This window comes from Amycolatopsis sp. NPDC089917, assembly GCF_040684635.1.
GTDB lineage: Bacteria > Actinomycetota > Actinomycetes > Mycobacteriales > Pseudonocardiaceae > Amycolatopsis.
In genome coordinates, this window is sequence record NZ_JBFBGL010000006.1 from 152,032 (window position 1) to 176,366 (window position 24,335).

Here is a 24,335-nt window from a genome sequence, read left to right on the forward strand (position 1 = left end):
CGTGCTGTTTCGCTCACCCGCCTGCCGGGCTTCGAGGGTCGCGAAAGCCACTTTCGGGACGTCAGACGTCGCGAAAGTGGCTTTCGCGACGCTTCCGCGGCTCCATCGCCACCGAGCACCACAAATGGCCTTCCGGATACACGCGACGAACACTCGCATGGTGGTCTTTAAGGGCAAGGACGGGTTGGAACCAGCCTTGCCACTCACGAGCCTGGCCGCCTCCAGACGACGAAACGCGGGAGAGGGGCAAAGCACGACACGTAGGGTGGGCCACGTGAGTACTGTGATCCTTCTGCGCCACGGCAAGTCCACGGCGAACGGTTCGGGCGTCCTCGCGGGGCGCACGCCCAAGGTCGGCCTGGACGAAACCGGGCAGGCGCAGGCCGCCGCGCTCGTCGAGCGCCTAGCGCCGGTCCCACTCGCCGCACTGGTCGTGTCGCCCATGCTCCGCTGCCGTCAGACGGTCGCGAAGCTGGCCGAGGCGCGCGGTCTGGACAAGGTCAAAGAGCCCGGTTTGTCCGAAGTGGACTACGGCGAATGGACCGGTCGCGCGCTCAAGGATCTGGTCAAGGAACCCCTGTGGCGGGTAGTGCAGGCGCACCCCTCGGCCGCGGTCTTCCCCGGCGGCGAAGGGCTCGCCGAGATGCAGGCCCGGTCCGTCGCGGCCGTCCGCGCGCACGACGCCCGGATCACCGCGAAACACGGCGACAACGCCGTCTGGCTCCTGTGCAGCCACGGCGACGTGATCAAGTCGATCCTCGCCGACGCGCTCGGCCAGCATCTCGACTCGTTCCAGCGGATCGTGGTCGATCCGGCGTCGGTTTCGGTGGTCCGCTACACCGAGACTCGTCCGTTCGTGTTGCGAGTCAACGACAACGGCGGCGACCTGGCCGGTATCGCCCCACCCGAACCCCAGGCGAAAGCCAAGCGCGGCAAAGGAAAGCAGAGCTCCGACGCGGTGGTGGGCGGTACCACCGGAGCGTGACCACGCCGACGGTGGCGTCACCGCCACGGACGGCATCCAGCGGCCCCTCACTGCCCGTAAGGTGGCCAGAACAGCAGTTCCGACGACCCGGGAGCAACACCGATGATTTCGCAGGACAACCCGTTCGCCGCGCCGAGTGAGCTGCCCTACGCCCTTCCTCCGTTCGACCGGATCGCCGACGAGCACTTCCTTCCCGCCTTCGAAGCGGGGCTTGCCGAGCACGCCGCCGAGATCGAGGAGATCGCCGGTTCGGCCGAGCCGCCGACCTTCGAGAACACCATCGTCGCTCTCGAGAAGTCCGGCAGGCTGCTGTCCCGCGTCTCCAGCGTGTTCTTCAATCTCGCCGGATCGAACGCGAACGACGAGATCCAGCGTGTGCAGGCCGAAATGGCGCCGCGGCTGGCCGCGCACGCCGACGCCGTCAACCTGAACCCGGCGTTGTTCGCCCGGATCAACACGCTGTTCGAGCGCAAGGACGAACTCGGCCTCGACACCGAGTCGCTCCGCCTCCTGGAGCGCCACCACACCGACGTCCGCCGCGCCGGCGCGGGGCTTCCCGAAGCCGACCAGAAACGACTGCGCGAGCTGAACGAGCAGCTTTCGACCCTTTCGACCCGCTTCCAGCAGAACCTGCTGAAGGACACCAACGAACTCGCCGTGGTCGTCGACGACGTCGCGGAACTCGCGGGGCTGAGCGAGGACGAGATCGCCACGGCCGCCGAAACCGCGGGGGAGAAGGGCAAATACGTCCTCAAGCTGACCCTGCCGACCGCGCAGGCCGCGCTGGCGTCGTTGGAGGACCGCGCGCTGCGCGAGCGCATCTTCACCGCCTCGGTTTCGCGAGGCAACCGCGGCAACGAGTTCGACAACAACGACGTCGTCGCGCAGACGGTCCGGCTGCGCGCCGAACGGGCCGCCGTGCTCGGTTTCCCCGACCACGCCTCGTACGTCATCGAGGACGAGACCGCGAAGACCGCGCAAGCCGCGGTGGGGCTGCTCGAACGCCTCGCCCCGGTCGCGGCCGCCAACGCCAAGGCGGAGGCCGAAGAACTGCAGCGCTACCTCGAAGCCGACATCCCCGGCGCGATCCTGCGGCCGTGGGACTGGTCGTTCTACGCCGAACGCGTCCGCAAGGACCGGTTCGAGGTCGACACCGCGGCGCTGCGCCCGTACTTCGAGCTGAACCGGGTGCTGGCCGACGGGGTCTTCTTCGCCGCGTCCAAGCTGTACGGCCTGAGCTTCACCGAGCGGGAAGACCTGCCGAAGTACCACCCCGAGGTCCGGATCTTCGAGGTCTTCGACGCCGACGGCGCGGAACTCGGCCTCTTCCTGCTCGACTACTACGCCCGTGACTCGAAGCGCGGCGGTGCCTGGATGAACAACTTCGTCGACCAGACGAAGCTCCTGGGCACCAAGACCGTCGTGGTCAACGTGCTCAACGTCGCCAGGCCGCCGGCGGGGGAGCCGACCCTGCTGACCTTCGACGAGGTCGTCACCGCCTTCCACGAGTTCGGACACGCCCTGCACTCGCTGCTTTCGAACGTCCAGTACCCGATGTTCTCCGGCACCAACGTCCCGCGTGACTTCGTCGAGTACCCGTCGCAGGTCAACGAGATGTGGATGCTCTGGCCCGAGGTGCTGGCCAACTACGCCAAGCACCACGTGACCGGCGAACCGCTGCCGCAGGAGCAGGTCGACAAGCTCCTGGCGTCGCAGCAGTACGGCGAAGGCTTCTCGACGACCGAGTACCTCGCGGCCTCCCTCCTCGACCAGGCGTGGCACGGGCTCGGCACCGAGGACAAGGTCGACGACGTCCAGCGCTTCGAGGTCGAGGCGCTGACCAAGGCCGGTGTCGCGCTGGAGGCCGTGCCGCCGCGCTACCGCACGACGTACTTCGCGCACATCTTCAGCGGCGGCTACAGCGCCGGGTACTACTCCTACATCTGGAGCGAGGTCCTCGACGCCGACACCGTCCAGTGGTTCCGTGAGAACGGCGGGCTCAGCAGGGAGAACGGGGACCACTTCCGCCGGGAGCTGCTCGGCCGCGGTGGCAGCATCGACCCGATGGCCGCCTTCCGCGCGTTCCGCGGCCGCGACCCGGAGATCGAGCCGCTGCTGAAGCGCCGTGGTCTCGCCGGGGCCTGACCCACTGACGGTTCCCCTGCCCGGACACCCCCAGTGCCCAGGCGGGGGAACCGCGTTCAGACGGCGAGTTCGGCGACGGCCGCGATCACGTCGTCCACTTCCCGCTCGGTGTTGTAGTAGTGCGGGCTCAACCGCAGGCACCAGTCGACGTCCTTGTCCCCGAAGTCGAACTGCGCGAACTCCCGGTGGCTGAGTGCCGAGTTGATCCGCCGGGCGTCCAGCGCCTCCTTGAAGGGGACCGCTTCCCAGCCCTTGATCGAGAACGTCACCAGGGCGCCCAGCTTCGGGCCCCGGTCGAGCACCCGGATTCCCGCCAAGGCGCCGAGGCCCTCACGCAGCCGAGCCGCGAGCGCGGGGGTGCGCCGTGAGATCGCCTCCAGGCCGACCTCACGGGCGTACCTCGCGGCGGCGGCGCAGCCGAGCACCGTGGCGTAAGGGAATTCCCATTCCTCGAACCGGGCGGCCGACGCCGCGGGCTCGTACTCGCCGGGTGCGGTCCAGCGGGCGCCGTGCATGTCGATGAACAGTGGCTCGTGCCCGGCTTCGAGGAATCGGTCGGAGACGAACAGGAACCCCGAACCACGAGGGCCGCGGAGGAACTTGCGGCAGGTCGAGGTGAGCAGATCGGCGCCGATCTCCTCGACGTCGACGGGATATTGGCCGACCGACTGACAGGCATCGACAAGGTATGTGAGACCGAGCTCGCGGCAGTGCCGCCCGATCTCGGCGACCGGTTGGACCAGTCCCGAGTTGGTCGGGATGTGTGTGGCGGCGACCAGTTTCGGCCTTCGCGCGCGCATCAGCGCGGCCATCGCTTCGACGTCGACACCGCCTTCGGGAACGTCCGGCGCGTGCACCACCTCGACGCCGAACCGCTTCCGCAGCGACAGGAACGCGATCTGGTTGGAGATGAAGTCGTTGCGGGTGGTGAGGACGACGTCGCCGGGTTCGAACCGGATCGAGGACAGCGCCGTGGAGTAGGCGTGCGTGGCGCTCGCCGCGAAGGCGATGTTGCGTGCCCGCGCGTTGATCAAAGCGGCGATCTCACGGTAGAACCCGGCGACCTCGTCTGCCCGTGCGGCAGCGGCTTCGTAGCCACCGATCCCGGCTTCGAGATCCAGGTGATCGAGCATCGTCGTCAGGACCGGCTTCGCCAGGAGCCCGCAGCCCGCGTTGTTGAAGTGGACGACCTTCTCGCTGCCAGGCGTGTCCGCCCGCAGAGCTGGGACGTCCAGTAGTGATTCCGTGCCGGCTTCAGTAGCACTATCATGTTCCTTCATGTCGGATAGTAGCACTTCCGCGCTTGTCTCCCAGCTGCGTTCACTGGTTCGCGCGGCGGCGTCGGGGGACCGGTTGCCCAGTAGCCGGGAGCTGATCGAGCGCTACCGCGTCGGCCCGGTGACGGTCTCCCGCGCGATCGCCCAGCTGGCGGCCGAAGGCGTGGTCGTGACCCGCCCGGGCAGCGGGACGTACGTGGCGGACAAGCCGTCGGCGACGGGCGAACCGCTCGACACGGCGTGGCAGACCGTCGCGTTGACCGATCGCAGCGTCGACACCAGGTCCCTGACCGGCACACTTGGGCCGCCACCCGACGGCGCGATCCTCCTCGACGGCGGCTATCCGCATCGCTCGTTGCAGGCGACCCGGTTCCTGAGCGCGGCGCTCGCCCGGGCGGGCCGCCGGCCGGACGCCTGGGATCGCGCGCCCGCCACCGGACTGGCCGCGCTGAGATCCGTGTTCGCGGGTCCGGCCGCGGCCTCGCCGGACGACGTCCTGATCACCGCCGGTGGGCAAAGCGGGTTGTCGATGGCGTTCCGGGCCATCGCGGCGCCCGGAAGCCCAGTGCTCGTCGAATCACCGACGTACCCGGGAGCGCTCGCCGCGGCGCGGGCGGCGGGACTCCGCCCAGTGCCGGTCCCGATCGACGACGACGGGGTCCGCCCCGACCTGCTAGCCGAGGCGTTCGCGATGACCGAAGCCCGGCTCTTCTACTGTCAGCCCACGTTCCACAACCCGACCGGCACCGTGCTCGCGGCCGAGCGTCGGACCCGAGTGCTGGAGGTGGCGCGGGCGGCGGGGGCGTTCGTGCTGGAAGACGACTTCGCCCGCCATCTGTCGCACGGGACGACGGCGCCGCGTCCGCTGATCGCCGACGACCGCGACGGCACGGTCGTCCACCTGACTTCGGTCACCAAGGCCGCCGCGCCGAGTCTGCGGATCGGAGCGTTGATCGCGCGAGGACCGGTCCTGGGCCGGATGCAGGCGATTCGCCGGGTCGACGACTTCTTCGTCTCCCGGCCGCTGCAGGAGGCCGCGCTCGAACTGCTCAGTGCGCCGTCGTGGGAACGCCACGTGCGGAAACTGGGCGCGGAACTACGGGAACGGTGCGGGAAAGCGGCCGCGGCACTGGCGAGGGAATGTCCTGAATGGACTGTCACGCGACTGCCCTCCGGAGGCCTGCACCTGTGGGTGAGGCTGCCGGAGGGCAGTGACGCGAACGCTCTCGCCCGTGCCGCGCGAGAGCGAGGAGTCGTGGTCGGCACGGGGGAGCGCTTCTTCGCCGCCGAGCCCGCCGGGCCGTTCCTGCGACTCGGATTCGCCGCCACGGCCGACGTAGCCGAGCTCGTCGAGGGTGTCCGGCGGCTCGGGAATGTCGTATAACGACCTATACGGATGGGCTCAGGCCAGTACGGCTTCAAGGGCCAGGTAAACACCACCGCCGAGGACGATGCCGGCCGCTGCCCCCGCGGTGACCTCGGCCCTGGTGTGATCGCCTAGCTCGACGCGGGACCAGCAGACCCAGCCGACGCCGAGGAAGACCAGCGTGAGCCAAGGGCCGTAGACGCGGATGAGCATCACTGCCGCGCCTGCCGCCACCATCGCGTGCATCGAGATCTTGAATTTCAGGCCGAAGGTGATCGCGAGCGCGGAGATCAGGCAGACGAGCTCGGCGGCCGCGAGCGCGATCATCTCGTGCGGGGCGCTGCCCGCGACCAGGAGGACGAAGCCTGCCGCCAGCGAGCCGATGCAGACCGCGAACGGGACGAGCCGTCCGGCCCGATCGGTGACGTGGTGGCTGTCCCACTTGCCCTTCTTGGCGCCCCGCACGATCACCGCCATCGGGATCAACGAGCCTGTGACACCGACGATGAGACCCCAGAGCAGGGTCTCGCCGAAGTGGAAGCCGGTGACCTTCCAGGCGACGATCAGCGGCAGGCCGAGCACCCAGACCCACGGTGCGAGCACCTCGGTCGCGATCCGCGCGAGCCGTCGGCGGGTCCCGGGCGTTTCGGTGGACTGGGTCGGCATGGTCCGTGGACTCCTCGATGATCGGTGAAAGAGCGGTGATCATCGTTTCAGACCGCGGCGTCCCGCTCGCGCGAGGATGTCGGCGCCCGCCGGATCGGCCCGGACAGCCTCGGCGAAGGTCTCCTTGGGAAGCACGGTGTTCGCGGCCACGGTCACCGTCTCGGGCGGAGCGTCGTAGCCGTCGGGCCGGACATCCCAGAAGTTGCCCACGAAGGCGACGTTCTCCATCGGCGGGCCCACCTGGAGCACGATCGGGGTGTCGGCGCCGTGCACGATGTTGCCGAGGAAGGTGATCCACGCGGCGCCGTAGTCGGCGTAAAGCCCGAAGTTGTAGGACGTGAGGACGTCGCGGATGACATTGCCGCGGACCATCGCCCCACCGGCGAACGACGAGCCCTGCGGTGCCGAAAGGTAGATACCACCGCCGTCCATCAGCTTCCCCATACTGCGTTCGACGAGGTTCGAGACCACCTGAGTGCCCTTGGCCCGCTCGCCGCCGGTGACCACGATGCCGTTGTGCGGGACGTCGTGGATCTCGTTGTGGGCGAGGATCGTCTCCGCGGACTCGACCACGAGGACGGCGGGCGAGCCGCGGTACTCGGTGCCGACGTGGTGGACGAGGTTGTCCTCGATCGAGACCCGCGTGCTCGTGTGGACGGCGATTCCGCTGCCCGAGATCTCGTCGAAGACGCATCCCCGGATCTCGACGTCGGTGCCGCCCTCGATCAGCAGTCCACCCGCGCCGAGGCGAGTGAAGTGGTTGTCCTCCACCACGACCCGGCTGGCCGAGGTGACACTGACGTTGGCCGGCAACTGAACGGGCTCTGCCGGGACGTGGACGTAGCCGACGTCCTCGCCGAGGTCGATCTTCTGGAACTCGCCGTCCTCGTAGCGAGCGTTGCCGTGATAGTGCAGGTAGCCGCCGGTGCGGGTGGGGCCCGTCCAGGCCGCGTCGGCGAAGGTGAAGCCGCGCAGCACGAGGTCGTGCACGCCGTGTCCGCTGAGGAGCGTTTCGAGCACAGGGGCGACGACGATGGTCTTGCCGATCTCCTCGCCGGCGCGCGGGCGGTAGTGCAGGACGTGCTCGCCCGACTCGGTGCGGCTGACCGCGAAAGTGCCTGGCTCGGTCAGGAAGGCCACGTTGTTCTCGAGCACGGACGGCGCGGCGAGCCCGTCCCAAGTCCCGTCTCCGCCGGCGCCGTACCACTTCGAGTCATAGAGCGATCTGGCGTTGTCGAAGGCAGGCTGCGCCATGGTGATGGTGGTCGACGAGGCGTCACCGGAAATCGACGCGACGGCGATCCGGGCTTCCGACCACGGGTAGACGCCGGGGTACACGAACTCCAGACCGGACGGGTCCGGCCATGATCGGGGTTCCACGCTGTCCGTGACGTAACCAGCCGCTGTTTTCGTCACGTTTCCGGGTAAGCCGATAGCGCGAGCCGCTCGCGTCGCGGGGCGGCCGCCGACGGTGAGCCGTCGTGGTGCCAGGTCTCCGGCCGGTGCCGTCCAGACGCCGTCGCCGCCTGCTGACCAGCCGGTGATCTCGCGGCCTCCACTCAGTTCGACCTCGGCCTGCTCTGGCGTCCCGTAGCCGTGCGGCTGATAGATCACACGGTAGCCGTTCGCGCCGGAATCGCCCTGGGATTCATCGAAAGCAAGAGGTCGAGCCAGGCGGTGGACGCCGGCCGTGAACGTGACGACGATGTCGCCGGTCATCCCGTGAGTGAGGGAGCGAACGGCCTCCTGTGCCGCGTGGGGAGTCGCGAACGGCCGGTCGGCGGTCCCGGGCCAGTCGTCCTGGCCGTCGAGGGATACGAAGAACCTGATTTCGGGCATGCTGAAGCACTCCTGCGACAAGGTTTATGAGATACACTGAGGTTTATTACCTAAACACGACCGAGTGACGAGCGTCAAGGAGCACTGGTGACGGAAGACGACGCGCAGCCGGATCCGGAGCGCGCTATCGAGCTGCTCTGGGGCGCGCCCGAACCGGATCGGCCCGGGTTGAGCCTCGGCCGCGTCGTCGCGGCGGCGATCGAAGTCGCGGACGACGAGGGGCTGGCCGCGTTGTCGATGCGCAAGGTGGCGGAACGCTTCGGGACCACCACCATGTCGCTGTACCGGTACGTCCCCGGCAAGGCGGAACTGGTGGAACTCATGCGCGACGCCGTGCACGGCGAGTTCCCGATGGAGTCATCCGCCGGACTCGGCTGGCGGGAAGGCTTGGAACGCTGGGCGCGACAGGCGTGGAAGATGCACCGTCGTCACCCTTGGCTGGTCCACAGTGCCGGAACTCGCCGCCTCCCGGGTCCGAACATCATGGCCGGCTACGACCACGCGCTGGACGTGGCTTCCCGGAGTGGCCTGGAGCCTGCTCAGGTGATCGCCGTGGTGAACCTGGTGGGTGGATTCGTCGAGTCCGTCGCACGCCAGGCGGGGGAGGCCGCGGAACTTCAGCGACGCACGGGCGTGTCCCATGAACGCTGGTGGAGCGAACGAGAGTCCCTCTTCGAGCGCCTCGACCGCTACCCGGCTTTGGAAGCGCTGTGGAAGAGCGGGGGGATGGACACGCCGCTCGACGCCTTCGAGTTCGGGCTGAATCGCACCCTCGATGGAGTGCGGATGCTCATCGAAGACCAGGGGTGTGAGGTAACTCGTGACGAAAGTGAAGGAGGGGAGTGCGTTGTCTGCGGCAACCCTCTGGGCGGGGGAGGACGGGGCAGGCCTCGGGACTATTGCTCGAGGGCTTGCCAGCAACGCGCCTATCGCCGACGTCAGGCTCGAGGCTGAAGCTCGCACTCGCGGAGTGTTCCGCTCCGGCCATCACCCGATTGCCGGAGCGGATCACTGCGCATCACGTGAGCAGGTGGTCGAATTCGCCGTTCTTCGCGCCGAGGACGAAGGCCCGGATCTCGTGCGGTTCGAAGACGAGGACCGGGCTGTTGTCGCCGAGCTTCGAGTCCCGCACTCCCACATAGCCGGTCACGGAGTCGTTGACCTCGACGCAGCCGCCTGTGCCGGCGCTGTAGCTCGACTTCCACCAACCTGAAAGGCCGAGCAGGGTAGGACGGGTGGTGTCACTGTTCATTGAGTTCCCTTGCCAAGTTTTGTATGAAATTCCGTGTACGTCCCGGATGCTCCGCTTGCGCCTGGAGGCGTTCGAAAGTATTCCGAAATCGACGCAGGTCTTCTTTGTCGTCGTAATAAAGGCCTTCGCGTCGATTTTCGACGTACACGGTTCCGGGGTCACCGCTGAATTCGGGCGGGTAGTCGAAAATAATGAACATGCCATCCGAGGCGCCATGGGCGCCGGCGGTGAAAGGAAGCACCTGGATGTCTATGTTCGACCGTTCGGACAAATCCATCAGATGCTGCAGCTGATCACGCATCACTGCCGGTCCGCCGACCTGACGGCGGAGGACGCTCTCGTCCAATATCGACCATATCTGCGGCGCGTCCCCAGGGCGATCGAGTATTTTTTGTCGCGCCATCCGCAGGTCGACCATGGTTTCGAGTTCGGCTTGGTTGTCCCAGCGACGGCCTTCTCTCATGATGGCGAGAGCGTAGTCGCGGGTCTGGAACAAGCCGGGTAGTACGACGAGGTCAACGGTGCTGATCCGGGCGGCACCGGTTTCCAGGCCGAGATGCAGGTTGAACCAGTCGAACACCCCATGGTCGAAATTGATCCACCAGTCGCGGCCGCGTTTCGCTCGTTTGGTCAGGTCGAGGAATCGCGGCGCCCTTTCGGGTACTCCGTAAAAATCGAGCAGGAGTTCCAGATCGGCGGGGGCGGGCAGGTTTCGCGAGGTTTCGATGTGTGCGATAACCGTCGTCGCCTTGCCGATGCGCTCGGCCGCGGCGGCCCGGTCGTAGCCCGCCGCCTCCCGGAGGCGCTTCATCTCGAGTGCGATCCAGCGCTTGATGGCGGTGGGGGTCAGTGTGCCCACGAAGTCACCACCTCCTCATAGTCTTATCACGGAGGGTGACCCCAGGATCACCCGCATGGCCCCGCAGAAGCATGTAGACGCCTCAAATGTATAGCTCTACATTTGAGGCGTCTACAACAGCTCTCTCTACATTGTAGAGGTTCCGCCGGTAAGGGCGGGTCGGCGGGGTCCGGCTCGCGCTCGGCGTGGTCGGGGGAAAGGGGGTGGCCGGCGATGATCGAGATCGTGATGGTGGAGCGTACCGACGCGATTCGCCACGTTTACAGCGGAGACAACGGTTGACCTTGGGAGGGGTTCCGGTGCGTCCACGAATCAAAGATGAGCATCGTCCGGTCCGGTTCGGCGACGGCTGGATCCGGATCGGCGGGGAGGTGTTCGGCATCGCCGCCGAGTTGAGAGACCGGGACGGTGCGGTGTGGGCGTTACTGGACCTTCTCGACGGAACCCGAACGGTGAGCCGGGTCGTGACAGATCTGGCTGATCGATTCCCGGACTCGTGTCCCGACGAGGTCGTCGCGGCCATCGAGACGTTGGCCGAGCTCGGCTATGTCGAAGACGCCGACGAGCCGGCGGTTGTCGCGCTGACCCCGCGACAACTCGAGCGTCATTCGCGAAGCCGGTCGCTCTACCGGTGGATCGATTTGAGGCGAAGAAGTTCGAGCTGGGACTTCCAGGTTCTGTTGGCTCAGGCGCGAGTGGTGCTGGTCGGCGTGGGTGGCGTCGGCTGCACGGCCGCCCTGAGCCTTGTCATGTCAGGGGTGGGACGGCTGCACTGCGTCGAACCGGATGTGGTCGAGCTGTCCAACCTCGGCCGTCAGATCCTCTACGCCGAAGAGCATTTGGGTCTCCTGAAGGTCGACGTGGCAGTGGACAGGTTGAGAGCGGCCAACTCGGATGTCGAAGTCACCGGAGAGCCGACACGAATAGGGGACGTGGCGTCGCTGCGGAGGCTGGCCGCGGACTGTGACGTGCTGATCATGACCGCCGATCACCCGTCGGAGATCCGGACCTGGACGAACCAGGCGTGTACGTCGACGGGCACGCCCTGGGTGTACGGCGGATACCATGGCCCTCAGGTCAACCTGGGCGTCTACCGGCCGGGTGCGGGACCGTGCTACGAATGCGCCCGTCTCGCGGAGCAGGATCGCGACGCCGCGCGGCCGCCGCTGGCGACGTGGCGGCCCGCCGCGACGATTCCGGCGCACGCCGCCAATGCGGTGACGGCCGGAGTCGCGGGCAACCTGGTGGCGCACGCTGTGATGTGCCTGATCACCGATGCGCCGAAGCTCGCTCTGAACTGTCAGTACGGCTTCAGCCTCGTGACCATGGACCACAGTTTCGTCACGAGCCTGGAAACACCGCACGCGGAATGCCGGACGTGCCGGGCAGCCGGGTGATCTTCCTCAAGAGTCTGCCGCCAGCTGTCGCGACACGTTCTGGATCAGCCGGGCCGCCTCGGCCCCGGACACGGCTTCAGCTCGCAAGAGACTGAACATGTGCTCGTACAAAGCGATCTCTTCCGGATCCCTGATCAGCTGCTCGCCGGCGTACGTCTCCACGACGACGAGTTCGGCGTCGAAGATCTTGAATCCGTGCAAGGGAGCGATCGGCGTGGCGGTGGCGAACGGCACGACTCGCAGGTCGACCGTGCGGAGGCCGGCGAGGGTCTGAAGCCTGTCCAACTGGCCGAGCTGTGTCTCCAGGTCGCCGATACGCGTCCACAAGGCGGCTTCGCCGATCACCAGTGGCAAGGTTTTGCGCGGGTCGTGCAGCAGCGTCTGTCGCTCGATCCGGACGGCCACCATCTGTTCGATGTCCACGTGGGAGGCGCCGCCCGTATGCGCCGGGCCTGAGGGGAGTGCGAGCAGCTTCCGCATGAAGTCCGGTGTCTGCACGAGTCCGGGAAGCAGCGCCGGTTGGTACGTGGCGACACGTGCGGCTTGCTGCTCCTGCTCGCGGACCGATCGTTGCTTGGCGGTCGCTCCGCCGGGCTTGCCGAATTCCTGGCGGAACGACACCGACTCCACACGAGCGCGTTTGAGCAGCTCTGCGACCAAGCCCTCTTCGTCGGCGGCGCCTGCCGCGGCGAGCCAGCTGGTGATGTCGTCGCCGGTCGGGAACTGTGTCGCGGTCTCTATTTTGGACACTCGCGATTGAGGCCAGCCCAAGGTTTTGGCGAACTGGTTGCCGGACAGTCCGGTGGCGGCCCGGATCTCGCGGAGTTTCGTGGCGAGCCGTGCGCGGTCGGAGCCGGGGTGGGGCGGTGACGTGGGCATGGTCTTCTTTCGCAGGGGGTTCGGCTGCTGCTCGGTGCGCGATCATGCTACTCCGGCTCAGCACTAATGCGCGAATAGTACACGAATAGCCGCTTTGAGGGCGCATAGCTGGCGAATAGCATTGAGAGACGAGGTAGACGGAAGAGCGGGGAGACCGATGTTCGCCAACTGGATCCAAATCGCCGAACTGGCCTTGCTGCCACTGGGCCTGGCGATCGGCTACGCGGCCGGACGAACCTGCGGCCAGGACGAGCGTGCGTCCTTCCAGGGCGGGGGAGTGACGATCACTCGCCCCGGCTTGGTTTCGGAATATCAGGACCCTGCCCCGGACGTGGGCGCCACTTGGGGGCCGGCCAGATAGTCGACCCCAGGGGAGGGGAGTGCGCCGTATGCGTCGAACCTCCGGGTCGGGGGAGGGCGGCGGCAGGTCTCGAAGCCACGTTCGAGGCCTGCCGCCGACAGTGTCGGAACTCTCTTCGATCAAGAAGTGTATAACGATCTATACCGCAGAGCAGTGAACAAGATCAACTTCTCAGATCTGAAGAAATACACCGCAAAGAATGTCGGGGGGCCTGGCTAGGGTTGCCCGATGATCACCGAGATCTCGCTCGAGCCGGTCGAGGAAACAGTCGGGACACCGCTGCTTTTCGACGGTTTCCTCGAACCCGGAGCACAGGCCGCTCAAGCGCTGCTCGTGCTGGGGAAGGTCGCGCGGACGCGGTTCTGGATGCCGCCTTCGATGGTGAACAGGCTCATCGCCGAGTCCGACCCGGTGTTCACAGCGGACCGGACGACGCTGCGAGCGGAGGCCTTCTCGCCGTGCTGTGGTGTCTACGCCAGGCTCGATCTCCCGGACACGGGAAGTGCCGGCGAGGGCTGTACGAACGTCGACCTGTCCGACGCGACGCGAACCGTCCTGGCCGGAGTCGTGGCGCAGGATCCCTTGCATTTGACCGTTCGCGGCGAGGGGATCCATCTGCGCACCCTCGACGGGCAGAACGACGAGTCGGTGGTGCCGCTGCCGGATCGTTGGGTGGCGGGTTTCGCCGAGGTCGCCGCTGTGACGGCGAGCGCGGTCAAGAAGGCGGAGTTGAGCAAGGTCGAAGCGCGGGCCTTCCTGCGACGGTTGCCCACCGCCGTCGGCAGATCGTGGGCCGTGCGGTCGGGGGGCGGGTTACGGTTGACGTCGCGGTCCGGCCCGGACTCGATCCCGGCGTCCGGGCTGCATCGGCTGAGAGTGGTCGAGCCGCTCATCCGGTTCACCCAGGGGCTGACTGTCCACACGCGACCGGGCAGCGAGGTCGCGAGCTGGGTGCTCCAGTTGGAGCGAGCGCGGCTCGTCGTGACGTTGTCCCCGGAGGCGTCCCGGGGCTTCTCGGGTGAGGGCGGCTGGCTGAACGCCTTGGCGGCAGGGCTCGACGTGCCGGAACTCGTCGCGGGTCGCGCCGGCCACGACGTCGTCGACGGCACGTGGTTCCCGCGGGAGTTGCCGAGTGGGAGTGCTCCGGCGAACGGCAGGCTGGCGAAGGCACGTCAGCTCGTGGCGGACGGGGCCGTTCGGTCCTTGCCCGACGGCGGCTACGAGATCACGCGCGCCGGGTCGGTGCAGCGCGTGCGGTTGTCCCCGGCGGGTTGTACCTGTACTTGGTGGGCCAAGTATCAGGAGAGCCGAGGACCGTGTTCCCACGTGCTGGCGGCCCGGATGTCAGCGGCTGAGGCGTGACGCCGCCTTCGCTGCCTTCGAGCTGCCCTTGAAGCCCGCCAGCCAGTCCTTGGTTTCGGCGCTGATCGTGCCCGCGCCTCGGTCCACCAGGTCGGCGGCGAGTTCCAGCAAGGCGAAGAGGCCACGCTGTGCGGGTTCCAGCTTCGGCAGCAATGCGTCCAATGTGGACAAGATGGCGATCGGGTGTTCGTTCGCGATGACCGAGAGACGGGGAGCCAGCCTCGTCGGGACGAGCTGAGGGCCGAACACTCCCAGCGCCTCGCCGAGTGCGCGGGGGCCGAGCATCCGCCGGTCCAGCAAGGTCAGCGCGGCGTCGGTGCCCAGCTGTGCCGAGGTGGGTCGTTTCAGCACGAGCGTGGTGGCGATGAGCATCGTGCCGGGGTAGCCGGGGATCGAAGGACTGTCCAGGAACGGCGGCAAGGTCGCCTTCTCCACCGGATAGCCGACTTCGTAGTCGTTGTAGAACAGGTTTCCGGCGACGGCGGCTTCGAGATGGTCGCGGTCGTAGGGCGAGGAGACGGCTTCATGGCATTCGGTGAAGCCGAGCCATTGGCGATCCGGTTCGTCGAATCGGATGCCGAGCCAGGGTGTCTTCGGCGCGACGACGGGTTCGGGCGTTTGTTCGACGTCCAGCGAGGTGATGCCGTAGTCGGCGGGGCCGACCTTCGCGGTCCAGGTGATGGGCGGTCCGGGGTTCCCGCGGAGTGTGGCGGCGGGGTCGGAGGATTCCGGGTGGCGGGCGCGGGCAGCGGCGAGTGCGGTCCAGCCGGTGTCGCCGATGGCCGGTCCGCCGAGGGCGTAGCGGATGGTTTCGGCGTGGGGGCCGGTGAGTGTCGTGGCGAGCGCGAGGGCTTCGGGCCGGGTGTCCGGGGCGAGCCGGAGCAGTGCGTCGACGACGTCGTCCTCGGGAGCTTCCGGGTGTTCGAGCATGCGGGTGACGAAGACGACGGGGTCGAGCCAGCCGCCTCGGTGGGTGGCGGCGGAGACGGGGCAGGCGGTGCCTTCCAGGAGGGCGGTGACCCGGTGGTGGAGTGGGCGGCGCCAGCCGTCGACCCGCGGTGGGTGGGCGACGTCGCGGCCGCTGAGGCCGAGAACGAGGGTGGCGATCAGTTTCGGGACGGCCGCGGCGTGTTTCTCGCCCGCGATCTTGGTGGCGCGTTTGACCAGCGGTTTGAGGGCGTCCTTGAGGTCTTCGGCGACGCGGTGGACGCCGTCGAGGGTGGCGAGCAAGAGGTCGGCCTGGTCTGGGTCGGCGAGGAGGGAGGACAAGGCTTCGGCGACGGCTGCCGAGGTGTCCGGGATGTCGAGCGGGATGGTCAGCGTCTTGCGCTGTTCCCACGGTGGCGGTACGGGTTCCGGGTAGTCGGCGACGTCGACGGTCGTCGGCGCGTCGGGGGTGATGCCGAGTCGTGCGGTGGCGAGGGCGCGGACGTCGGAGGCTTCGTGGGTGAGCGCCGCTTCGAAGACTTCGTTGGCGAGGTCGGTGAGTTCGGGGCGCCGGTCGGTGATGCGGGTGGTGAGCTTGAGTGCGAGTTTGGCGGTGGCGGCGCCGCGTCCGGCCGCGGCGGCGGGGAGGTGCTGGAGGGCGATCTCGTCGTCGAGGTCGCCTTGTTTGTCCACTAGGGACAGTGCTTTGACGGCGAAGGAGACGGTGCGGGGGAGGCTGCTTCCACAGAGCCGGGCGTAGCGGGTTTGTGCTGCCGCGCGCTCGTCGGGTGTCGGGGTGAGCGCTTCGTGGAGTGCCGCGAACCACTGGGCGCGGAAGGCGGCGAAGTCGCGGGCGAGGATGTCGAGGGTGAGGTCGAGCAGTCTGGTGCGGTCGACTTCGCCGGTCGCGGTGAGTTGGAGGAGTGCGGTGGACCATTTGTCTTCGTCGCGGACGTATTTGTCGAAGGCGGCGAAGCTGGCGTCGCCGTTGCCTTCGATCTCGAGGAGTTCCCAGAGTTCGGTGAGTGCTTCGGGTTCTGTGCGGAGGCGTTCGGCCAGGGGTTTTCCGCCGAAGCGGCCGGCCCAGCGGAACCACCCCGCGTGGTAGTCCGGGGTGCGGATGGGTTCGAGGTCGCCGTCGAGGATCATGCGGCGGATCGCTTCCCAGGCGGTTTGATGGCCGATCATGCGGAGGGCGATGGTCTTGCGTTCGGCGAGCGATCGGTCTTGCAGGACGCGTTCGAGGATCGTGGGTGAGGCGATCCAGAGTCTGCGGAGCAGAGGGTCGCCTGCGGGGAGGACGGCCCAGAGCGCGGTCGCGGCTTGCTGGCCTTTGAGCGGGTTTCGGGCGCCGTAGGTGTTGGGTTCGATCTCGACGAACTCGCTGCTGTCCTTGAACGCGGCCAGGAGTTCGGTGATGAGGGCTTTTCGCTCGGCTCGGGGGAGTTCGAGGGTCCGGGTGAGGACGTCCGAGGGTTGGCCGGTGAGGAGCGCGTCGAGGTGCACGTGTCCATTGTGTCGTGAGTGGCTGGGACGGTTCTAGCCGTCCCAGCCACTCACGAGGATCAGGGGACGAGGATGGCCCGGCCGCGGATGCGTCCGGCGTCAAGATCGTCGAGCGCGGTCTGGAACTCTTCGAGCGGGTATTGCGCGGTGTGGAGTTTCACCCGGCCCTGTGCTGCGAGGACCATGAGTTCGCAGAGGTCGGTGTAGGAGCCGACGAGGTTGCCGATCAGGTTGATCTCGGTGGAGATGACGTCGATGGTGGGGATGTCGATGTTCTCGCCGTAGCCGACGACGTGGTAGTCGCCCGCGCGGCGGAGCATGGCGAGGCCGTCCTTGGTGGCGCCGCCTTCGCCGACGAAGTCGATGACGGTTTCGGCGCCTTCGCCGTCGGTGAGGTCGAGGACCTGGTCGATCTGGGTGCCGTCGGCGACGATGCCGTGGTCCGCGCCGATGGTGACGGCGAGTTCGACGGCGTCGGGGTTGCGGTCGGCGACGACGAGTTCGGCGGCGGTGAGGGCTTTGAGGACCTGGATGCCGATGTGGCCGAGGCCGCCGGCGCCGATGACGACGCAGCGGTCGCCGGGCCTGAGCCTGCGGGCGGCTTTCGCGGCGGCGTGGTAGGCGGTGAGTCCGGCGTCGGCGAGGGCGGCGACGTCGGCGGGTTCGAGGGAGTCGTCGATTTTGACGACGCTGCGGGCGGAGGTCTTGAGGTACTCCGCGTAGCCGCCGGAGGTGTCGATGCCGGGGAATTGGGATCGCGCGCAGTGGACGTCGTCGCCGGAGCGGCAGGCTCGGCAGAGGCCGCAGGTGATGAGGGGGTGGACGATGACCTTGTCGCCTTCGGCCACGTTGGTCACGGCGCTGCCGACGGCGTGGACCCAGCCCGCGTTTTCGTGGCCGATCGTGTAGGGCAGGGTGACGCCGGATTTCCCGGCCCATTGGCCTTCGAGGATGTGGAGGTCGGTGCGGCAGACGCCGGCGCCGCCGATGCGGACGATGACGTCGTGGGGGCCGGTGGGTTCGGGTTCGGCGACCTCGGTCAGCTGGAGCTTCTCGTGGTAGCCGACGACCTGGATCGCTTTCACGATGCGTGGACCTCCTGGTTGCGGGGTGTCTGGTCGGCTGCGGATTCCGGGTAGCGGGTGCGCAGCAGGCCGCGGCAGAAGTGGGCGTTGCCGTCGACGGAGATGCGGACGGAGCGGGCGAAGCGCAGTCGTAGGGGGACTTCTTCGCGGGGGTAGGGCGTGCCGTGGTCGTCGACGAGGACCGGTGCTTCCGGTGCGGTGTCGAGGTTCAGCGCGGCCCGTCGGCGCAGGAGCGCGTGGGTGGTGCGGTGGGCGGGGAGGTCGGAGAGGGTGACGTCGTGCAGTTGTTCCTCGGCGAGTTCCCGGTTTTCGCGCAGGAACAGGGTGAGGGCGCGTTCCATGGCGGCGGTGTGGGCTTTGCGGCGGAAGGTGAGCCGGAGTTCGTCGAGGTCTTGTCCGGCTTCGTCGCCGAAGGTGCCGCGGTAGCCTGCGTCGGCGGCGAGGCCGCGGTTGATGAGGTCGGAGTCGTGGTGGTCGTCGAGGACGACCAGGACGTGTGAGACGCCGTCGAGTGCGGTGAGGACGTCTTTGGCGTCGTAGGCCATGAGGTAGGCGAAGTTCGGTGAGCAGAACGACGTCGGGAGCCTCAGGTGGACGGTGACGTGGTCGTCTTCGACGGTGAGGGAGCGGACGAAGCCGAGGTCGGTGATGGGTTCGTCGAGTTCGGGGTCGTAGACGGCGTGGAGTGCGGTGTAGGCGTCGTGTTCGCGCATGTCAGGCCACCGAGACGGCTTGGGTTTCGACGCGCCGGACCTGGAGTTCCTCGGGGACCGGGAGGTCGTACATCGCGGCGGCGTTGAGGCCGAGGATCTTGCGTTTCTGGTCGGTGGTCAGTGGCGCGTATTCGGTCATGTCTTCGGGGATCTGGAAGTCGACGAACCGTTCGACCAGCCATTTCGGGGTCCAGAGGGCGTAGTCGCTGGAGAACTGGATGCGGTCTTCGTCGAGCCAGTAGAGGAGTTCGCCGATGATCTGGGCGAAGTAGCGCGGGCGGGTGTGGATGAACGGCATAGCGACGGCGAGTCCGGCGTGCACGTTGGGTTCCTGGGTGGCGATCCAGCAGAAGTCTTCGAGCCGGGGGAGTCCGCAGTGTTCGACGACGAAGTTGAGGTCGGTGTAGTCGGTGGCGACCTTGTCGACGTCGGCGACGTCGAAGGCGTCGCGGTCGAGGGGGCGGATGGTCGGGCCCTTGTGGATGTGGATGTTGCGGATGCCGAGTTCGAGGCAGGTTTCGAGGTAGCGGCGGCACCAGGGGTCGTCGAGTTTGTAGCCGCGGGAGTCGCCGCGCCATTCGGCGGTGTAGAGCTTGACGCCTTTGAGGCCGAAGCGTTCGGCGTCGCGGCGGAGCTGGTCGAGGCCCGCTTGTTCGAGGCGTGGGTCGAAGCAGTGGTTGTAGGTGAGTTTGTCGGGGTGGGCCTGGGTGAGGGCGAAGGCTTCTTCGGTCTGGCCGAAGCCGGTGTTGTAGAAGGCGCCGAGGTGGGCGGGCTGGAAGATGGCGTGGTCGACGTAGCCGTCCTGGAAGAGGTCCTTCATCAGGCGTGCGCCGCCGTAGTAGAGGTATTCCTCGTAGGACCAGAGCTCGGATTCGGGGCTGAGGTTGCGGTGGTAGTCGTAGAAGCAGTCGATGAACTGTTTGCCGTGGATGTTGGCCTGGTTCTCCGGCCGGGCGTCCCAGAGCGCGATGTGCGCGTCCACGATGAAGTAGTTCTCGCCGTCCTTGGTGTACATGGGTTTCCTCCGCGTTCGTGGCCGCCGTTGGCACGTCGGTGGTGAACGGTAGGGGTGTCGACGCAGGTCAGGGAGGTGGTCGGTGTCTCAGTTTGAGACACCGACCGTGCTGTGGGGTGGTGGTCGCGGACGTACGCTGAGCCGAGGTCCGAACGCACTGTGGCGTCCCGGGAGGTCGATGTGGATAACCCGCGTGTGTCGGCGAGCCGCGCGTTCGACGCGAAGAGTGCGAGTGCGGTGATCGCGCCGCGGTTGCGGGCGTCGTGGCAGCGCAGCGCCCGGTACGGCGCGCCCGAGGACGAGGTCCGGCCGGTGTTCACGGGGTCGTTGGACACGGGTTCGCTGCTCTACGAGTGCGGTAACGAGGTGCTGCGGGGTTTGCAGGCGACGCTGGCGAATGAGCCGGTCAGCTTGATGATCACTGACAGTGAGGGTCTGGTGCTGAGCAGGTTGTGCACCGATGCGTCGATCAACCGGTCGTTGGATCGGGTTCATCTGGCGCCGGGGTTCTACTTCGCGGAGAGCAACGCCGGGACGAACGGGTTGGGGTTGGCGCTGGCCGATCGCGCGCCGACGTTGGTACGGGCGGCGGAGCATTACTGCACGGGGTTGCGGGGATACACGTGCGCGGCGGTGCCGGTGCTGGATCCGCTGACCGGTGCGCTGGCCGGAAGTGTGAATCTGACGACGTGGTCTGAGCAGTCGTCGGAGTTGCTGCTGGCGTTGGCGCAGGCGGCTGCCGGGAACACGGCGGCGTTGATGCTGGCGCGTGCCTCTGGGCGGACGCCGAGGCCCGCGCCGCGCGGTGAGGTGTTCCGGGTTCATGCCGACCGGTTCGATCCGGCGGATGTCCCGAGTCTGTCGCCGGGTTGGGAGGACGCGCTCGACGAGGCGGCGTCGGCGTTGGGGCGTGGCAGGGTGGTCGCCGTCGTCGGTGAGGCGGGGGCGGGGAAGACGGCGCTGGCTTCGGCGGCGCGGCGGTCGGTGCGGCCGAGGGACCGGGTGCTGAACGCGCGTCCGCCCGCTCCGGACGACGTCGACACCTGGCTGACGCTGTGGACGCCGGAGCTGGTCAAGGACGAGACGTGCGTGATCGTCTCCGGGGTGGACACGCTTCCGGCGTGGGCGGCCGCCGAGCTGGCGGGGTTGTTCGCCCAGGCGCATCGGGAGGGTGAGCCGCCGCCGTTCGTGCTGACCGCGGAGGATCCCGGCGCGATCCCGGAGGCGCTGGGTCCGCTGGTGGAGGTCGTGGTCGAGGTGCCGCCGCTGCGGTTCCGGCCGGACGACGTGCTCCCGCTGGCCCATCACTTCGCCCGCCGCGACCGGGGCAAGGAGGTCGTGTTCACCCCGGCCGCGGTGCGGGCGCTGGCCGCCTGTGACTGGCCGGAGAACGCGAAGCAGTTGCGCCGGGTGGTGCACGAGGCGGCGTCGCGGTCGGACGTGATCGACGGCCGTCATCTGCCGGCGGAGGTGTTCTCCGGGGTGGGTCATCGGTTGAGCCGGTTGCAGGCGATGGAGCGGGACGAGATCGTGCGTTGTCTCGCCGAGCCGGGGTCCACTGTGGTCGGTGCGGCGGAGAAGCTCGGGATGGGGCGGGCGACGTTGTACCGGAAGATGGGTCAGTACGGCATCAAGGCGCGGCAATTCCGTTCCTAGAGGGCGGCGAGCCTGCCGAACCCGTCGGAGCCGTGTCCGGCGTCAAGGGCTCGCTGCACTTCGGCGCGGGCGGCGGACAGGACGCCGTTGTCGAAGTCTCGTGCGCGGATCGCGTCGAGGATGTGGTCCATGGTGGCCGCGGTGGAGTCGAGGGTGCCGTGGTCGCCGGGGTAGTGGTCCGCGCCGATCTGGTCGGCGAGCAGGTCGATCATGTCCGGGAAGAAACCGAGTAGTGCTTTGGCGTGTCCGGCGATGTCGGCGGGTGCGATGTCTTCGGCCTTGGCGAGGGCGAACATGTGGACCACGCCGCTCATCGAGGTCCAGAGCATGTCCTGCAGGGAGGCGTCGAACGCGGCGGCCTGTCCTGGGTGCGCGCCGACGTAGTGGGTGTTCCGGCCGAGCGCGGCGAGGGTGGACCGGTGTGTTTCGTAGACGTCGGCGGGTCCGCTGAAGAAGAGGGCGGCGTCCGGTCCGCCGATGGCGTCGGTGGTCGCCATGATGACGCCGTCGAGGTACTCGATGCCGTGTTCGGTCGCCCAGTGCGCCATCGCGCGGGCTTGCTCCGGTGATCCGCCGCTGAGGTTCACCAGGGTGCGGCCTTCGAGCGCGTCGGTGTCGAGGATCGACCGTGCCGCGGCGTAGTCCCGCACGCAGACGATCACCAGAGGGCTGGCCGTGATCGCGTCGGCCGCGGTGGCGGCGACGTCGGCGTCGAGGCCGTTTTCCTTGCCAGGAGTGCGATTCCAGACAGTGGTGGGGTGGTCGGCGGCGGTGAACGCGGCGGCGAGGGCGTGTCCCATGGGGCCGAGTCCGAGGACGGTCACGGTGGTCATGGCGGCTAAGCTAAACCTTGACATTGACGTGAGAGTCAAGTCTGGAGCGCGGATGCGGATCGGGGAACTCGCACGGCGGACTGGCGTCAGCGAGCGCGCGCTGCGGTATTACGAGGAGCAGGGGCTGCTCACCCCGCAGCGGCGGCCGAGCGGTTATCGCGTGTACGGCGACGCCGATGTGGCGGCCGTGCGGCGGATCCGGATCCTGCTCGCGGCCGGGCTGAACACCGCGCAGATCCTGGAGATCCTGCCCTGCATCGTCGACGAGGACGGCTGGCTGACGCCTGATTGCCCGGAGCTCGTCGACGCGTTGCGGCAGCAGCGGGACCGGATCGACGACGCGATCGGCGAGCTGGAGACCACCCGCGCGAATCTCGACACGATCATCGGCAGCGAAAAGGCGGCCGCGTCCCGGGGGACGCGGCCGCCTTCGTGAGGTGGTTCAGGCTCAGATGAGGCCGAGCTTCTTCACCGCGTCGCGCTCTTCGGCCAGCTCGTTGACCGAAGCGTCGATGCGGGCGCGCGAGAAGTCGTCGATCTCCAGGCCCTGGACGATCTTGTACTCGCCGTTCGCGGCGGTGACCGGGAACGAGGAGATCAGGCCTTCCGGGACACCGTAGGAGCCGTCGGACACGACCGCCGCCGAGGTCCAGTCACCCTCGGGGGTGCCGTTGACCCAGGTGTACACGTGGTCGATCGCCGCGGAGGCGGCCGACGCGGCGGAGGACAGGCCGCGGGCTTCGATGATCGCCGCGCCGCGCTTGGCGACGGTCGGGATGAAGTCGTCGGCCAGCCACTGCTGGTCGGTGATGACCTCGGTCGCGGGCTTGCCGGACACCTCGGCGTGCGCGATCGACGGGTACTGGGTCGCGGAGTGGTTGCCCCAGATCGCGACCTTCTTCAGCTCGGTCACCGGGACGCCCAGCTTCTTCGACAGCTGCGCGAGGGCGCGGTTGTGGTCGAGGCGGGTCATCGCGGTGAAGCGGTCGGCCGGGACATCGGGCGCGTGCGCCTGCGCGATGAGGGCGTTGGTGTTGGCCGGGTTGCCGACCACGAGGACCTTGATGTCGCTCGCCGCGCCGGCGTTGATGGCCTCACCCTGCGGCTTGAAGATGCCACCGTTGGCTTCGAGCAGGTCGCCGCGCTCCATGCCCTTGGCACGGGGGCGGGCGCCGACCAGCAAGGCCACGTTCGCGCCCTCGAAGGCCTGCTTCGGGTCGTCGAAGATGTCGATGCCCGACAGCAGCGGGAACGCGCCGTCTTCGAGTTCCATCGCGGTGCCCTCAGCCGCCTTGACCGCCTGCGGGATCTCCAGGAGCCGCAGCTTCACCGGGGTGTCCGGGCCGAGCAGCTGACCGGACGCGATGCGGAAGAGCAGCGCGTAGCCGATCTGGCCGGCCGCACCGGTGACGGTGACGTTGACAGGGGCTTGGGTCATTGCGGTTCTCCAGCTTGAGGCGACATCGACTTTGTACCGCGATGCTAGTCCTGTCCCGAGTCGCCGTTCGGGTGCGTCCAGTCACTGTTTTTCTTGATCGATGCCACCACCGGCCACGTTCGCGGCGAGCCGGGACAGCAGTCCGGCCAGTGTGGTGATCTCTTCGTCGCTGAATCCGGCGCGGATGCGTTTGTCGTGTGCGATCGCCGCTTTCGCGAGCCGGTGGAAGACCGTTTCGCCCTCGTCGGTGAGTTCGACCACGTGCACGCGCCGGTTGTCCGGGTCGCGCCGCCGGGTGATCAGCCCGCCGCTCTCCATGGCGTTCAGGTGGTGGGTCAGCGTCGCGCCCTGGATGCCGACCGCGGCCGCGAGTTCCCGTTGGTTGGCCACCCGCCGGGTCTTGAGCGTGATCAGGATCTGCCACACGGGCTGGGAGCCGCCGTCGGCGGCCAAGGCCTGGTCGAAGGCGCGCCCGACGGTCTTCGCGGTCTTGGCGAGGACGACGCCGATGGGTGCCGTGGTCGGTTTCTGCACGGGACCAGCTTAGCGCATCAATCGAAGGGTTTGACATCGAATCGTTCGATATCTAACATTGAGCCTGTCGAACGAGTTGGCGGAAGGGTCGTTGGAGGGCCGGGGGGGGGGTGTCGCGAAAGCCACTTTCGGGACATCAGGCGTCTCGAAAGTGGCTTTAGCGCCGCTCCGGCGCGGCGGCTCGGTGCGGCATCTCGGCCGCTTCTCCACCGAAGGCGTCGCACGCGAACTCGCCACCGG

The 24,335-nt window shown here is 67.8% G+C and carries 23 protein-coding genes; 10 read left to right on the forward strand and 13 right to left on the reverse strand.

All coding sequences use genetic code 11. The features are described 5' to 3' along the window. Positions 1-274 precede the first annotated feature (274 nt). Together AB0N89_RS07315 and AB0N89_RS07320 are read left to right on the forward strand one after the other, a co-directional pair. Complete coding sequence (locus AB0N89_RS07315) at positions 275-985, forward strand: histidine phosphatase family protein (RefSeq protein WP_364201138.1); 711 nt, start codon at positions 275-277, stop codon at positions 983-985. 102 nt (positions 986-1,087) lie between these two features. Next, the gene (locus AB0N89_RS07320) at positions 1,088-3,130 is read left to right on the forward strand and encodes a M3 family metallopeptidase (protein ID WP_364201140.1); all 2,043 of its coding nucleotides are present in this window, start codon (positions 1,088-1,090) and stop codon (positions 3,128-3,130) included. A 56-nt stretch (positions 3,131-3,186) separates the two neighbouring features. Here the strand turns inward: AB0N89_RS07320 and AB0N89_RS07325 are convergent, their stop codons facing one another. Further along, a complete protein-coding gene (locus AB0N89_RS07325; protein WP_364201142.1) occupies positions 3,187-4,410 on the reverse strand; it encodes an aminotransferase class V-fold PLP-dependent enzyme in 1,224 nt (407 codons plus the stop codon). Between AB0N89_RS07325 and AB0N89_RS07330 the strand changes: the two genes are divergently transcribed. Beyond that, positions 4,409-5,791 (forward strand): PLP-dependent aminotransferase family protein, encoded by a 1,383-nt coding sequence (locus tag AB0N89_RS07330; protein ID WP_364201144.1) that lies wholly within the window; start codon positions 4,409-4,411, stop codon positions 5,789-5,791. The two genes, AB0N89_RS07325 and AB0N89_RS07330, sit on opposite strands and share 2 nt — an antisense overlap. Positions 5,792-5,809: 18 nt before the next feature. Here the strand turns inward: AB0N89_RS07330 and AB0N89_RS07335 are convergent, their stop codons facing one another. Next, positions 5,810-6,439 (reverse strand): hypothetical protein, encoded by a 630-nt coding sequence (locus AB0N89_RS07335; protein WP_364201146.1) that lies wholly within the window; start codon positions 6,437-6,439, stop codon positions 5,810-5,812. 39 nt (positions 6,440-6,478) lie between these two features. Continuing rightward, positions 6,479-8,278: a right-handed parallel beta-helix repeat-containing protein gene (locus AB0N89_RS07340; protein ID WP_364201148.1), complete on the reverse strand. Its 1,800-nt coding sequence runs from the start codon at positions 8,276-8,278 to the stop codon at positions 6,479-6,481. An 87-nt stretch (positions 8,279-8,365) separates the two neighbouring features. Here AB0N89_RS07340 and AB0N89_RS07345 point away from each other — a divergent pair, with 87 nt between their 5' ends. Beyond that, positions 8,366-9,232, forward strand: a complete 867-nt coding sequence (locus AB0N89_RS07345; RefSeq protein WP_364201150.1) for a TetR/AcrR family transcriptional regulator — start codon at positions 8,366-8,368, stop codon at positions 9,230-9,232. Positions 9,233-9,296: 64 nt separating this feature from the next. On the opposite strand, the gene AB0N89_RS07350 is transcribed toward AB0N89_RS07345, so the two are convergent. Then, the gene (locus AB0N89_RS07350; protein ID WP_364201152.1) at positions 9,297-9,530 is read right to left on the reverse strand and encodes a DUF397 domain-containing protein; all 234 of its coding nucleotides are present in this window, start codon (positions 9,528-9,530) and stop codon (positions 9,297-9,299) included. After that, positions 9,520-10,389: a DUF5753 domain-containing protein gene (locus AB0N89_RS07355; protein ID WP_364201154.1), complete on the reverse strand. Its 870-nt coding sequence runs from the start codon at positions 10,387-10,389 to the stop codon at positions 9,520-9,522. Before AB0N89_RS07355 ends, AB0N89_RS07350 begins: the two co-directional genes overlap by 11 nt. A gap of 203 nt (positions 10,390-10,592) precedes the next feature. Here AB0N89_RS07355 and AB0N89_RS07360 point away from each other — a divergent pair, with 203 nt between their 5' ends. Continuing rightward, the gene (locus tag AB0N89_RS07360; RefSeq protein WP_364201156.1) at positions 10,593-11,786 is read left to right on the forward strand and encodes a ThiF family adenylyltransferase; all 1,194 of its coding nucleotides are present in this window, start codon (positions 10,593-10,595) and stop codon (positions 11,784-11,786) included. A gap of 6 nt (positions 11,787-11,792) precedes the next feature. Here AB0N89_RS07360 and AB0N89_RS07365 read toward each other — a convergent pair whose 3' ends face one another. Further along, on the reverse strand, positions 11,793-12,665 hold the full coding sequence (locus tag AB0N89_RS07365; protein ID WP_364201158.1) for a helix-turn-helix transcriptional regulator: 873 nt from the start codon (positions 12,663-12,665) through the stop codon (positions 11,793-11,795). A 157-nt stretch (positions 12,666-12,822) separates the two neighbouring features. On the opposite strand from AB0N89_RS07365, the gene AB0N89_RS07370 reads away from it, so the two are divergent. Together AB0N89_RS07370 and AB0N89_RS07375 are read left to right on the forward strand one after the other, a co-directional pair. Continuing rightward, positions 12,823-13,026 (forward strand): hypothetical protein, encoded by a 204-nt coding sequence (locus AB0N89_RS07370; protein WP_364201159.1) that lies wholly within the window; start codon positions 12,823-12,825, stop codon positions 13,024-13,026. A gap of 228 nt (positions 13,027-13,254) precedes the next feature. After that, a complete protein-coding gene (locus AB0N89_RS07375) occupies positions 13,255-14,388 on the forward strand; it encodes an SWIM zinc finger family protein (RefSeq protein WP_364201161.1) in 1,134 nt (377 codons plus the stop codon). Here AB0N89_RS07375 and AB0N89_RS07380 read toward each other — a convergent pair. From AB0N89_RS07380 to AB0N89_RS07395, 4 genes are read right to left on the reverse strand one after another with little or no spacing between them, the layout of a single operon-like run. Then, positions 14,371-16,821: a DUF6493 family protein gene (locus AB0N89_RS07380; protein ID WP_364201163.1), complete on the reverse strand. Its 2,451-nt coding sequence runs from the start codon at positions 16,819-16,821 to the stop codon at positions 14,371-14,373. The genes AB0N89_RS07375 and AB0N89_RS07380 overlap by 18 nt on opposite strands. 59 nt (positions 16,822-16,880) lie before the next feature. Then, complete coding sequence (locus tag AB0N89_RS07385; RefSeq protein ID WP_364201165.1) at positions 16,881-17,906, reverse strand: NAD(P)-dependent alcohol dehydrogenase; 1,026 nt, start codon at positions 17,904-17,906, stop codon at positions 16,881-16,883. After that, entirely contained in the window at positions 17,903-18,619 is a 717-nt protein-coding gene (locus tag AB0N89_RS07390) for an iron-sulfur cluster assembly protein (protein WP_364201167.1), read from the reverse strand. Before AB0N89_RS07390 ends, AB0N89_RS07385 begins: the two co-directional genes overlap by 4 nt. 1 nt (position 18,620) lies before the next feature. Next, a complete protein-coding gene (locus AB0N89_RS07395; protein WP_364201169.1) occupies positions 18,621-19,634 on the reverse strand; it encodes an amidohydrolase family protein in 1,014 nt (337 codons plus the stop codon). Positions 19,635-19,814: 180 nt separating this feature from the next. On the opposite strand from AB0N89_RS07395, the gene AB0N89_RS07400 reads away from it, so the two are divergent. Continuing rightward, positions 19,815-21,290 carry a helix-turn-helix domain-containing protein gene (locus AB0N89_RS07400; RefSeq protein WP_364201171.1) on the forward strand — a complete coding sequence of 492 codons (1,476 nt, stop codon included), beginning with the start codon at positions 19,815-19,817 and terminating at the stop codon, positions 21,288-21,290. On the opposite strand, the gene AB0N89_RS07405 is transcribed toward AB0N89_RS07400, so the two are convergent. Next, positions 21,287-22,123 carry an NAD(P)-binding domain-containing protein gene (locus tag AB0N89_RS07405; protein ID WP_364201173.1) on the reverse strand — a complete coding sequence of 279 codons (837 nt, stop codon included), beginning with the start codon at positions 22,121-22,123 and terminating at the stop codon, positions 21,287-21,289. The two genes, AB0N89_RS07400 and AB0N89_RS07405, sit on opposite strands and share 4 nt — an antisense overlap. A gap of 52 nt (positions 22,124-22,175) precedes the next feature. Here AB0N89_RS07405 and AB0N89_RS07410 point away from each other — a divergent pair, with 52 nt between their 5' ends. After that, entirely contained in the window at positions 22,176-22,559 is a 384-nt protein-coding gene (locus tag AB0N89_RS07410) for a MerR family transcriptional regulator (protein ID WP_364201174.1), read from the forward strand. Positions 22,560-22,571: 12 nt separating this feature from the next. On the opposite strand, the gene AB0N89_RS07415 is transcribed toward AB0N89_RS07410, so the two are convergent. Next, positions 22,572-23,561, reverse strand: a complete 990-nt coding sequence (locus tag AB0N89_RS07415) for a malate dehydrogenase (RefSeq protein ID WP_125787678.1) — start codon at positions 23,559-23,561, stop codon at positions 22,572-22,574. 81 nt (positions 23,562-23,642) lie between these two features. Beyond that, positions 23,643-24,095: a MarR family winged helix-turn-helix transcriptional regulator gene (locus tag AB0N89_RS07420; protein ID WP_364201176.1), complete on the reverse strand. Its 453-nt coding sequence runs from the start codon at positions 24,093-24,095 to the stop codon at positions 23,643-23,645. A 58-nt stretch (positions 24,096-24,153) separates the two neighbouring features. Between AB0N89_RS07420 and AB0N89_RS07425 the strand changes: the two genes are divergently transcribed. Further along, on the forward strand, positions 24,154-24,335 hold a 182-nt coding region (locus tag AB0N89_RS07425), incomplete at its 3' end, for a hypothetical protein (protein ID WP_364201188.1).